The sequence below is a fragment of the Elioraea rosea genome, assembly GCF_007644105.1.
Classification (GTDB): Bacteria; Pseudomonadota; Alphaproteobacteria; order Acetobacterales; family Acetobacteraceae; genus Elioraea_A; species Elioraea_A rosea.
The window spans coordinates 143,009-154,350 of record NZ_VFAC01000006.1; the positions used below are offsets into that span (position 1 = coordinate 143,009).

Here is an 11,342-nt window from a genome sequence, read left to right on the forward strand (position 1 = left end):
CGTGCGAGGCGGCATCAGGCGAACTGCGCCTTCCAGGCAGCAATCTCTGCTTCCGGCAGGTGCAGCCGCGTCGGCGCGGGCCGCTCGATCCAGTCGGAGATGGCGGCGAGGTCGGTGAGCCTCGCGCTCGGCAGGCCGGTATGGGCGGCAATGTCGCGGGCGCGGTTGTCGACCTCGAGGATCAGCAACCGCTTGCCCATCTGCAGCGCCCGGATGCCGCCATGCAGGCGGGAGCCGATGTAGTCGACGTCGTTCTCGGCAAGGAAGCGCGAATAGGCCTCCGTGCTCGCACGGATGCGCTTGAGATGGCCGAATCCAAGCCGCTCGAGGTGGGGGATGTCGTCGCCCATCTGCGGATAGAACCACACCGTCCGGTAACGATCCGTCACCAGCTTCAGGAAGGCGGCATCGGCCTCCGGCTGGTTGCGGTAGGCGGTAACGGCAACGACGGCATCCTGCGCCTTCGCCTCGGGGATGCGGGCGGTCGCCGCCGCGTCGAGCCGCCAGAGCGTCGGGCAGGTGGCGTTGACGGCGCGGAGGCCGAGCGCCTTGAGGTTCTCGGCCGCCGGAGCGTCGCGCACCGCGTGCAGGGCCGAGGCGTGGAGCGAGCGCCTGAGGATCTTGCTCGCCTCTCGCGTCAGCTTCGTCGCGTCGTGCTGCCAGCCAGCGCCGATCACGACGAGCCCCTCGACGAACATCGAATCCGACAGCGTGATGCGCCACTGCCCGCCATCGGGAGGCAGCAGGTTGGAGCCCGCGACGAAGATCCGCTCGGCAGCCCGGAGCACCTTGTGGCTTCGGTTGCTCATCGGCTCATGCGTGGCAATGCGGTGAAACCACGCGTTCGGAAACAGGTCGAACAACAGGGATTCGACGGCCTGGTAGATCACCTCATCGCCGAGGTTGTCGGTCGCGAGGCTCGGGTCGAGGATCGCGATCTGCATCAGCCGGGCGTCCCCGCGGCGGGCGCGATCAGCGTAGGTTCCACCCGGCGAATCGTCGGCACGTTGGGCAGCCACGCTTCGACATACCGCGACAGCTTGCCGTAGCTGTTGTCGATGTAGGACACACGCCGCTCCAGCAGGCACGCGAGCAGGATGGCGTGGAGGCGATCGGTGTGGATCTCGTGGTGCGGGGAGAACAGGCGCACCCCCTTCCTGACGAGCAGATGCCCGTCGAGCGCGATGGCAACCCAGGGCCCCGGAATAGGCAGGAAAGGCAGCCGCCGACGCCACCGCTCGAGACGCCATTCCTGGTGCTTGAGGAAGTGGCGCCGGCGCCGGTCGGTATCGTCGAGGAAGGTGAGCCAATCGGTGCCGATCGTGGTGGCACCGTCCAACGTCGATTCCTTGTCACGACGCATGAGGTGCACGGGCTTGGTGCGCGTGGCCTGGCACGAGGCCTTGAGGTGCCCCCACAGCGCATGCGCCATGTCAGGGACCAGCATGACCTTGTCGGTGAAATGGGCGCGCGCCACCGCCTCACTCGGCTGATCGCGAACGCACAGCGTGACGTCACGGTGCGCGCGGAATATCGCCGAACTTTTGGCAAGCGAGGCATCGTCGTCGAACTGGATGCTCTGGGGCAGGACGACGATGCGCCTGTCGGGAAAGGTGCGGAGGATGGCTTCCCGGAAGCGCTGGTAGCGCGGCCAGATCGTCCCGAAATTGCCGCCGCCGTGGAGGGCGATGACCGTGTCCGGCCGAAGCGCCGCGCGAAGCTCGTCCTCGCGGTAGGAATCGACGGTGCAGCGGTAGCGCACCTTCACGCCGTTGCGGCGGAAGAACCGCTCTGCGCCAGCGTGGATCAGCCGGTCACCCACGTTCTCGTGGTCCGGAATGTCGAGATAGACGATGTCGCGCGCAGGACCGAGCGCGGGCAGGATGGCATCGAGCGCACTAGACAGTTCGCCCATCCGGGCGCGAAGCACGGCATGGTCCCCGGCCGCCCCGACGGCGGTGTTGCCGTCCTGGGTCGGCGCTGCCGCCGTAGCGTTGCCGCGGTCAGCCATCGACTGCCCGCCTCCCTGCCCGCTTTGCTGTCGTGAAATCGCGTTTGCCCGGCTCGACACGCCTCCGCATCACACCTTGCCCTCGATGGCGAGAGCGGCCTCGCGCGCGGATGAACGCGCGTCGCTGCAGCGCCATGCCGAGGCGCGGCAGGCGGTTCGCGTAGCGGAGCCGCCAGAGATCGGCCGAGGTCAATGTCTTCGGCCCCTTCCCCGACCAGGAGGCCTCCCAGTGATGCACCGCGACCGTATCGGGCGTGACGCAGGAGGGGTCATAGGTGCCATCCCACGGGTAGGGATAGAACCAGCGGGTGGGAAAAAGGGTGAGCTCGGGGTGGCGCTGCAGCACGTCGCGCATCGGCTCGGGTGCGAGCCGCTCGCGCAGCACCGTCTGGGTCAGCAGGCCCGGCCCAGTGAAGGCGTCGTAATTCCAGGTGGGGACCATCGCGTGCTCAAGATAGTCGAGCACGCGCTCGATCAGCCTGTGGCCGGGTGGGGCGCCGATCACCGTGCCGTTCAGCCAGTCGAGGCTCGGCCCGGTCGTCTGGATGCCGAGGAAGGCGGGCTCGGTCAGGAGCGGGTCGAGCGGCTTGAGCAACTCCACGTCGGTGTCGAGATAGACACCGCCATGGCGAAGCAGGACCTGCATGCGCACGAAGTCGGAGACGACGTTGAACTTCCGCGCCACATAGGCCGAGCAGAGCCAGTTGGAGGAGAAGTCGATCGTCGCGTCGTTCCACTCCATGAACGTCCAGCCTGGCAGCATCCGCTTCCAGCCTTCGACGAAGGCGCGATGCGCCTTCGGCATGGGCCGCGGCCCGCACCAGACGTAGTGGATGATCTTTGGGATGATTGCGCTCATGCCGGCTCGCGCTGCCTTTCGACGAGCTTCCGCTGCATCGAGAAGAACGGATCGGGGCTGAAGCGCACGACGCGGCGCAGCACCTTCCACCAGAGCGGCGGGCTGCGCACCGCGCCCGTCCAGCTCTCCGCCCAGCGATGGACGGCGTAGGTGCGCGGCGTGATGCAGGAGGGGTCGTACTCCTCGTCCCAGCGATAGGGATAGAAGTAGTCGGTCGGCACCACCGTCACGTCGCCCACCTCCTGCGGCTCGTCGGCGTAGGAGGAGAGCCCGCGCTGGCGGAGGAGCGACGTCAGAAGCGACGGTCCTGTCTCGGAGCCGATGTTCTCCGTGCCGCGGAAGCGCGCGAGAAGGGATGCGCGCGCCTCGACGAGAAGCGGGTGGCCGGGTGCGGCGCCGATGACCGCGTTGCACACCCAGTCGCCCGACGGCACGACCGGCTCGCGAGACTGGAAGCCGACGACGCAGCCATGCCGGCGCAATGGCTCGAAGCTGCGCACGGCGAAAACATCGGTATCGAGATAGAAGCCGCCCTCGCGGGCGAGCACGTCGAGCCGCACGAAATCGGCGACGGTTGACCAGCGGCGAAGCGCATAGGCGCGGCGCAGGAAGGGCTCGGAGAAGTCGATCGTGTCCTCGTTCCAGCAGGCGATGCGGAACTCGGGCATGGCCGCGCGCCAGGAGGCGAGCGCGTCGATCAGCATCGGCGGCATGCGCCGGGGGCCGACCCAGATGTAGTGGAGCACGGCGGGGATCATGCGCGCGATGCCACTCCCGACAGCGCGGCGGGAAGGCCGCGCAGGAAGCCCAGCGAATAGGCGAGCCCGCAGCGCCGGCCGATGAAGCGGGGCGAATCCGGGCTCATCAGCGCAAGCGGCGCATGGGTGAGAACCTTCCAGAGATGGCCGAGGCTTTCGCGCAGCACCTTACCGCGCCCCTCGAAGGCCTGGCCGAGCATCGCCTCGGTCGCCCCCTGCCCGGCCATGCGGCGCAGCAGCCAGCGGGGGGAGAGGCGCGGGGCCTGGATGGTGTGCAGGGCGCGCATGCGGTCGTCGTACCAGATGCCGTGGCCGGACGCCTCGACGCGCCGCGCCGCATAGGCCTCCTCGCCGGAGAGAAGCGTCGAGCCCGTCCGCGAGGGCCAGTCGGGGAAGCCGCCGGCCGCGCGAAGCGGGGCGACGGCGAAGGCGAGGTTGGCAGCGATCGGCCAGACACGGCCGGGAAGCGGGTCATGCCCCACCCTGCCCCGGCCGGCGACCGGCTGGACAGACAGCATCCCCATCAGCGCGGGCGGCCACCAGGCGGGAAGCGGCACCTCGTAGTCCGGGTCGATCCGCCCGGCGATCACGGCGGTGCCGGAAGGGGCATCGGCGATCGCGGCGGCAAGGCCGATCAGCCAGCCCGCCTCCGGCACGGCGTCGTCGTCGAGGAAGGCGAGCCACTCGGTGGACGTCTCGGCAAGCGCGACGTTGCGGGCGTAGGAGATGCCCTCGCGCGCGCAGGCGACGTAGCGGGCGCCCGGAAACGGGGCGATCAGAGCATGCAGCCGCTCGGCCGAGGCGCCGGAGACGTCGTTGTCGACGACGAGAAGGCGCCAGGGCGGAGTGCCGTCGGAGAGGGTCTTAAGCGCGCCGAGGCAGCGGGCGACGTAGTGCAGGCGCGCGCGCGTGCACACCGCCACGGTAACGGCGGCTCCTTCGTCGCTTTGGGCGGCGCTCGGCGTGTCGTCCAGTGTCATCAGCCTTCCGGTCGGCGCCGCCCCGGGGGCGGCATGGGCGAGAGAGCTGCACCGCCAGGGTCACGGATCGGACAAGCCGGCCTGGAAGCTGGAGGCGGTGCGCTTCCGCGGGCGTCTATAACGCACTTCCGCCGCGCTGCACCATGGTGGCCAGGCGCGAGGCAGCCAGACGCCCAGGCGGCAGGCGTGCGCCTGCGGGCGTTGACGCCCCGTTCACGCTTCGGCGCAATTGTCCGGCCATGCCCGAGGCTCCCGTCCCTCGTCCCCCGCCGCCGGAGCCTGACCCGCTGTTCATCGCGCGGTTCAGGGCACGGATCGACCCGGACGTGGGCGAGACCTTCACGCAGGAGCAGCTCTCGGCCATCCACACCGCGTTCGCGCTGCGCACCCTCCCCCGCCACAGCCTCGATTTCCGCCGCTCGATCCCACTTCCCTGGGGCCGCTTCTACCTCGCCATCGTCGCGGGGCCGGAGAAGCGCGGCGAGGCCCGCCGCGCGGCGGACCGCGCGATGACCGGAGCACGGGTGGTGGCCGACGCCGCGCTGATCCTCGGCACCGTGCTGGTGCTCGCGGTGATCGTCGCGGGCTTCCTCTATCTCGGGAAGATGACGGTCGGCCTCGATCTCGTGCCCGGCATCGACATGCTGCCCGACAGGGAACTGCGTCAGATCCTGCTGCGCTGATCTTCGCGCGGCAGCATCCCGAGCGCGCAGGCGAGAACGGCGAAGGGCAGCAGCCAGGCGAGCCGCGCCGTGTAGCGGTCATGCACCGCGGAAAGCCCGCCAGCGAGCACGGCGTTGCCGAACAGCGCGGCGAAGATCGCGAGCACGAGCACCACGCCAGGCCGCTCCCCCCGCCAGGCGAAGAGGAACAGCGCGATCACCGCAAGCGGCACGGAGCCCTGGATGATCACTTCATGGAGGTCCCTGAGCGGCGGCAGGAGACCGAGCGTGCCGGTCGCCTGGCGCGCGGCGAGGAAGGCCTCGCGGTCGCCAGGCAGGTAGGCCTCGATCACCGGCTGCGGCCCGGGTGTGCCGACCCAGGGCGCGAAGTCCATCGCCGGGCCGGTCTTGAAGCTCTTGAGCTGCGCGATCGCGTTGTCGACGAAGCGGCCGAACTGCCACGCGCCGTGCCTGCGCAGCGTCTCGGCGACGATGTCGGCCGCCTCGGGGGCGAAGTCGCGCGGGTGGCCCATCCTGTAGAACGGGCTATCGGGCTGCCACAGGAAATGGTCCGACGAGGGGAACTGGCGCGAGGCGGGCGGCAGGTCGGCGAGGTGGGCGCAGAGCCGCCACGCCTTCTCCGGGCAGGCCTCGACCAGCGTTGCCGCGCCCGGGCCGTCATAGATCACGCGCGCGAGCAGGAAGTTCGCCCCGAAGGGCGAGAGGGAGAACTTCCCGTGCCCGACGAGGTTGACGAACATCAGGCCGGCGATTGCGAGCACGAGCGGGGCAAGCACCATCAACACGCCCGCGACGCCGAAACCGCGCCGAACCGAGAGGAGCCAGCGGCTCGCGAGCAGGACGATGACGAGCCCGCCCGCGAGCGGCACGTGCGACTGGTGCAGAGCGATCGCACCCGCGCCGAGCAGAACGAGATAGGCCTTCTCAAGCCGCCCGAGCCTCTCCGGCACGGCGGCGAGAAGCCAGAGCGTCAGGACGACGACGCTTGTGAAGACGTCCGGAATGATCCAGGAGACGAACCATGGCAGCGCCGTGCCGATGGCAAGCGCGGCGATGGTGACCCCGAAACGGAGCGGCCCTCCCGCGCCGAGCGTGCGCAGGACGAGCCAGACGAGATGGGCGACGACCGCGCCCTGCACGAACGGAACGGTCCAGAGCGTCACGCCCCAGTGCAGGCCGTAGAGCAGGAACGAGTAGAACACCGGCCTGTCCCAGCCGAGATAGCGCTGCAGCGCCTGGCCGAGATACGTGCCGGTATCGGCGAAGACGAGAGGATAGCCGTTGTAGAGCGCGACCCAGGCCAGCGCGACGGCAGCGAGCGCGATCGAGGCTGCGGCGATCAGCGGCGAGGCGCGCCGCTCAACCATAGCCCTTCGGGTGCGCCTGCCGCCAGGCCCAGGCATGGCCGACGATCGTTGCAAGATCGGCGTAGCGGGGACGCCAGCCGAGCTCGTCGGTGATGCGGCGTGATGCCGCGACGAGCACCGCAGGGTCGCCTTCCCGCCTCTTCCCGATCGTGTATGGCACCTTGAGCCCCGTCACCTGCTCCGACGCGGCGATCACCTCGCGCACCGAATGCCCCTTCCCCGTGCCGAGATTGTACCTGACGCTGCGCGAACGCAACGGCTCGAGCACCGCGAGATGCGCGGCGGCGAGATCGGCGACGTGGATGTAGTCGCGGATGCAGGTGCCATCCGGTGTGGGATAGTCGTCGCCGAAGACGGTCAGCGGGTCGCGTCGCCCCGCCGCGGCGTCGAGGACGATCGGGATCAGGTGCGTCTCGGGGCGATGGTCCTCGCCGGCCTCGCCTTCGGGATCAGCGCCGGCGGCGTTGAAGTAGCGCAGGCACGCCCCGCGCACGCCGTGGATCCGGTCGGCCCAGTACAGCAGCCGCTCGAGCATCGCCTTGCTCTCGCCGTAGGGCGAGCCGGGGATCACCGCCTCGTCCTCGTCGATCGGCATGCGCTCGGGCTCGGCGAAGAGATTGGCGGTGGAGGAGATGACAACCCTGTTCACCCCATGGGTGACGCAGGCCTGCACGAGCGTCGCTGCGCCGGCGAAGTTCTCGGCCATGTAGCGCACCGGCTCGCGCATCGATTCGCCGACGAGCGTGAGGGAGGCGAAGTGGAACACCGCCTCGTAGGGACCGTCTGCGAAGGCACGCTCGACCGTCCCTGCGTCGGCGACGGAACCGCGCAGGAGCCGTGCGCCCTCCGGCACTGCCGCCTCGTGGCCGGTGGTGAGGTCATCGAGTACCGTCACGGAGGCGCCTGCGCGAAGCAGCGCAAGCACGAGATGACTGCCGACGAAGCCGGCGCCGCCGGTCACCAGGTAACGCCCGGACATGCGAGGAACCCCTATTCGCGGAAGTAGCCGCCGTAGCGCGGATGATAGACCTCGGCGTCGGAGTAGCCGGAGCGGGAATGCGCCTTCGCATCGACGCGCGTCATCACGGCGCCGACCACGCGGGCCTTGGCGTCCTCGAGCATGTCGAGGGTCGAGCGGACGATGCTTTGCGGCGTGTCTCGCCAGCGCACGCAGAGCACGGTCGCATCGGCGAGGCGGGCGATGATCCGGGCATCGGCCATGGCGAGGGTCGGCGGCGCGTCGAGCACGATCAGGTCGTACTCGCGTCGGAGCTGGTCGAGCAGCGCGCCCATCGCATCGGCCATGAAGAGGCCCGAGCTGTTCGTCTCCGCCGCGCCCGCGGGGATGAAGTCCATAGGCGTCAGCGCGTCGCGCCGCTTCACCGCGGGCAGAGGGGCATGGCCGAGAAGGTAGTCTGCAACGCCCTGGCTTCCCTCCGTCTTGAGGATTCGGTCGAAAGAGGGCTGGCGGATGTCGCAGTCGATCACCACCACCTTCTCGCCGTTCAGCGCCGCGGTGCGGCCGAGCGTGATCGCCGTGGTCGTCTTGCCCTCGTCCGGCCTGGCGGCGGTGATGACGATGCATTTCGGCGGCGTCGCGCCCAACCACAGCGCGGCGCGCAGGCTTCGCAGCGATTCGGAGAAGGCGGAGACGGGCTTGCGCACCACGTAGTCCTCGACCTTCGTGCGCCCGAGCCCGCGCTTGACCGACGGGATCAGCGCGAAGCAGGGCAGGCCGAGAACGGAGCGGATCTCGTCGCCGGAACGGAACGTGCTGTCGGCAATCTCGAGAAGCCAGACGATCAACGCGCCGAACATCAACCCGAGCACGATCGAGGCGGCGAGGATCATGTTCCGCCTCGGCCAGGAGGGCGTGCCGGGCAGCGTGGCGGGCGAGAGCACGCGGGCATCGGGCTTCTCGATCGCCGTCTGCTGCACCGTCTGCTGCGTACGCGCGAGCACCGACTGGAGCAGGCTGCGCGCCGCTTCCGCCTCGCGCTCGATGGCGCGGACCTGGATCTCCGATTCGCCCGCCTGAACGAGCTGCGCCTGGGTGCGCGCGAGCGATTCCTGCAGGCTCTGGATGCGCAGGCGGGTGGCGCGCACCTCGGCCTCGAGCGCGCCGGTCACGCGGTTGATCTCGACGCCGATTGAGCCGAGGATTCCGGTCAGCTCAGCCTGCTTGCGCTGCACGTCGGGGTGGCGGTCGCCCAACTGGTTGCGGAGCTGGGCGAGCTCCGCGCGGGCGATGGATTCGCGCTGCCGCATGCCCGAGACGGTCGACGCGCCGAGCACGGTCGTGAGCGCCTCGAGGTCGGCCGGTCCGCGCGCCGTCCTCGCCTGGGCGAGCCGCCCTTCCTGGGCCGCGAGGTCCGCCTGGGCGGCGAGAAGGTCCGACTGCAAGCGCGAGACCTGCTCGTTCAGGAGGTTCGAGCTCGCGCCTCGCACAAGGCCTGCCTGCGCGCGCGTCCGCTCGACGCGCTCCTCCGCGTCGAGCACCTCCTCGCGAAGCTGCGCGACCCGCTGCTCGAGCCAGGTGTTCGCCCGCCGCACCGCGTCGAATTTCTGCTCGAGCTGGTCGTTGATGTAGAGCTCGGCGAGCAGGTTCGCCCCGGCCTGGGCCACCTGTGGACTCTGCGAGGTGAAGCTTATGTTGATCACGCGCGAGTTAGCCACGACGGAGGCCGAGATGCGGTCGAGCGTCGAGAGGATGACGCCGTTGCGCACGTCCTCCGGCCGCGGCGTGCCGCGCCGCGGCGGCGCGAGCGAGGCGGCAAGCTCGGCCGAGACGAGGCCTGCGATGGCAGAGGCCTGCGTCTGCACCCAGCGCCGCGCCTTGGCCATGTTGGACGGCTCGGCGGTGGACCAGTTGAACTCCGGCCGGCGGGCCAGATCGAGCCGGTCTGCCACGCGCTCGGCCATCGGCAGGGACTTGATGATCTCGAGCTGGCTCTGCAGGACGACGGAGGTGGTGCCGCCCTCGTCCCGCAGGATCGACTGCATCTCGCGGATCTGGAATTCCTGGGCCTCGTAGATGACGGTGGCCGTGCCGGTGTAGCGGGGGGTGAGCTGGCCGAGCGCGACAAGGGCGATGACGGGGAAGATGATGACGGAAAGGATCATCCCCCACTTCCGCCGCTTCAGCACCGCAAGCAGCGCCGCGGGGCTGAGCCCGCCGACGGGCTCGATCTGCTGCGTGTAGCCGAAGGCGCCGGGGGGGCGGCGCGCCTGGCCTTCTGGCAGCGTCTCGGACGGCTGGTTCAGCATCTGCGGCTCTCCGGCCTCACTTCGCGCGTCTGCCCCGACGGTGGGCCGGGGCACCTTGCCGGCGGCGCGGAGAGGCGCGGTCCGACATGGGTATGCGGCACCGTTTCGCGGGCAACGGCTGCGCACGATGGGCTGCGGTGCCTTACCGTAGAGTGAAGCGGCGCGTCAATCGGCGCGCCGGAACCGTGTGCCCCTCCGACCATGCATGGCGATAGGCCATTGTTTTCAGGCTTTTCAGCGGCAGGATCGCAAGGCAATGTTCGCCCGACCCGCGGCGCGGCGCGTCCTGCGCCCTGCGCCCGGGCCGATCGAGGGGACGCATCGATGGTCATCGCCCGCCTGAAAGGACTGCTCGCCGCCGCCGCGCTGCTCGCCATCGCGGCCTGCTCGAGCCCGGGCGCGGACCTGCCCCCCCTGCCCGAGGGAACGGCCTCCGAATACCGCCTCGACACGGGCGACCAGGTGCGGATGACCGTGTTCGGTGACCCCCGGCTGTCCGGCGAGTTCCGGGTGAACGATGCCGGCAACATCGCCGTGCCGCTCGCCGGCAGCGTCAAGGCCGTGGGTCTGACGAGCAGCGAGCTCGAGCGCTCCGTCGCCGAGACGCTGCGCAGGAACAATCTCGTGAGACAGCCGGAGGTTGCGGTCGAGATCACCTCCTACCGGCCGGTGTTCATCCTCGGCGAGGTACGCTCCCCCGGCCAGCTTGCCTACCAGCCAGGCATGACAGTGCTCACCCTCGTGGCGCGGGCGGGCGGGTTCACCTACCGCGCCCAGGAGGAGTATGTCGGCATCACCCGGATCGAGGACGGCGTCGCGCGCGAAGGCAAGGCGACGCGGCAGACCATCATCGAGCCGGGCGACGTCGTTCAGGTGTTCGAGCGCCGCTTCTGAGGCCTACCAGCGCCTGACCGGCCCGGTATCAAGGTGTACGTAGGGGCTCCCGCCCCGGTATAGCCCGACGCCACCTGCGCGGAGCTGCACCGCTGCGCCGACGAGCCCGAGCGCATGCAGCCCCGGCCGGCGGACATCGACCGCACGCCCCGCGACATGGAAGCTGTTCGCCGCCGCCCTGCCCCAGCGGGCCGACAGGGCCGCCTGGGTCTCCGCGGTCCGATAGGCGGAGACCACGACGAAGCCGCGGCCGACGAGCCGACGGTCAAGCAGGGCGAGGATGTCGAAGAGCGAGGGGTCGATCTCGCCTGCCGCATCGGCCGTCCGGTCGCGCAGAAGCTGCGAAAGCGCCGCGAGCGCCTCCGGAACGTAGCTCCCCTCGCGCCAGTACACCCCCTCCCAGCGCTCCGCGTCGGCCGCATGGGTGAGCGAGAGCCGCCGCTCGGGCCCCAGCGCCTCGAGCGCGCGCGCGGGTTGAGCGGGCAGCCCCGCCTGGGCGGGCGCCGCGGCGGCGAGCGCGGCG

Annotated in this window: 11 protein-coding genes; 2 read left to right on the plus strand and 9 right to left on the minus strand. The window is 70.1% G+C overall.

All coding sequences use genetic code 11. The annotated features are described in order from the left end of the window. Positions 1-14: 14 nt before the first annotated feature. The 5 genes from FIF60_RS06690 to FIF60_RS06710 are packed head-to-tail and all read right to left on the minus strand — an operon-like array spanning position 15 to position 4,608. The gene (locus FIF60_RS06690; protein WP_144185125.1) at positions 15-944 is read right to left on the minus strand and encodes a polysaccharide pyruvyl transferase family protein; all 930 of its coding nucleotides are present in this window, start codon (positions 942-944) and stop codon (positions 15-17) included. Continuing rightward, entirely contained in the window at positions 944-2,011 is a 1,068-nt protein-coding gene (locus tag FIF60_RS06695; protein ID WP_144185127.1) for a polysaccharide pyruvyl transferase family protein, read from the minus strand. Before FIF60_RS06695 ends, FIF60_RS06690 begins: the two co-directional genes overlap by 1 nt. Further along, on the minus strand, positions 2,004-2,870 hold the full coding sequence (locus tag FIF60_RS06700; RefSeq protein WP_144185129.1) for a glycosyltransferase: 867 nt from the start codon (positions 2,868-2,870) through the stop codon (positions 2,004-2,006). The genes FIF60_RS06695 and FIF60_RS06700 overlap by 8 nt, the downstream gene beginning before the upstream one ends. Further along, a complete protein-coding gene (locus FIF60_RS06705) occupies positions 2,867-3,628 on the minus strand; it encodes a glycosyltransferase family 32 protein (RefSeq protein ID WP_144185131.1) in 762 nt (253 codons plus the stop codon). The genes FIF60_RS06700 and FIF60_RS06705 overlap by 4 nt, the downstream gene beginning before the upstream one ends. Next, complete coding sequence (locus FIF60_RS06710; RefSeq protein WP_144185133.1) at positions 3,625-4,608, minus strand: glycosyltransferase; 984 nt, start codon at positions 4,606-4,608, stop codon at positions 3,625-3,627. Before FIF60_RS06710 ends, FIF60_RS06705 begins: the two co-directional genes overlap by 4 nt. A gap of 239 nt (positions 4,609-4,847) precedes the next feature. Between FIF60_RS06710 and FIF60_RS06715 the strand changes: the two genes are divergently transcribed. Continuing rightward, positions 4,848-5,291, plus strand: coding sequence for a hypothetical protein (locus tag FIF60_RS06715; protein WP_144185135.1), 444 nt, complete (start codon positions 4,848-4,850; stop codon positions 5,289-5,291). Here the strand turns inward: FIF60_RS06715 and FIF60_RS21500 are convergent. Genes FIF60_RS21500 through FIF60_RS06730 form a run of 3 tightly spaced genes read right to left on the minus strand, consistent with a single transcriptional unit; the run spans position 5,273 to position 9,925 of the window. Beyond that, the gene (locus tag FIF60_RS21500) at positions 5,273-6,658 is read right to left on the minus strand and encodes a hypothetical protein (RefSeq protein WP_158639098.1); all 1,386 of its coding nucleotides are present in this window, start codon (positions 6,656-6,658) and stop codon (positions 5,273-5,275) included. The two genes, FIF60_RS06715 and FIF60_RS21500, sit on opposite strands and share 19 nt — an antisense overlap. Continuing rightward, complete coding sequence (gene galE / locus FIF60_RS06725; RefSeq protein WP_144185137.1) at positions 6,651-7,637, minus strand: UDP-glucose 4-epimerase GalE; 987 nt, start codon at positions 7,635-7,637, stop codon at positions 6,651-6,653. The genes FIF60_RS21500 and galE overlap by 8 nt, the downstream gene beginning before the upstream one ends. Before the next feature lie 11 nt (positions 7,638-7,648). Beyond that, on the minus strand, positions 7,649-9,925 hold the full coding sequence (locus tag FIF60_RS06730) for a GumC family protein (protein ID WP_144185139.1): 2,277 nt from the start codon (positions 9,923-9,925) through the stop codon (positions 7,649-7,651). Positions 9,926-10,249: 324 nt separating this feature from the next. Here FIF60_RS06730 and FIF60_RS06735 point away from each other — a divergent pair, with 324 nt between their 5' ends. Next, positions 10,250-10,819 (plus strand): polysaccharide biosynthesis/export family protein, encoded by a 570-nt coding sequence (locus tag FIF60_RS06735; protein WP_144185141.1) that lies wholly within the window; start codon positions 10,250-10,252, stop codon positions 10,817-10,819. 3 nt (positions 10,820-10,822) lie between these two features. Here the strand turns inward: FIF60_RS06735 and FIF60_RS06740 are convergent. Next, positions 10,823-11,342, minus strand: a 520-nt coding sequence (locus FIF60_RS06740; RefSeq protein WP_144185143.1) for a DUF882 domain-containing protein, incomplete at its 5' end; no start/stop codon positions are given.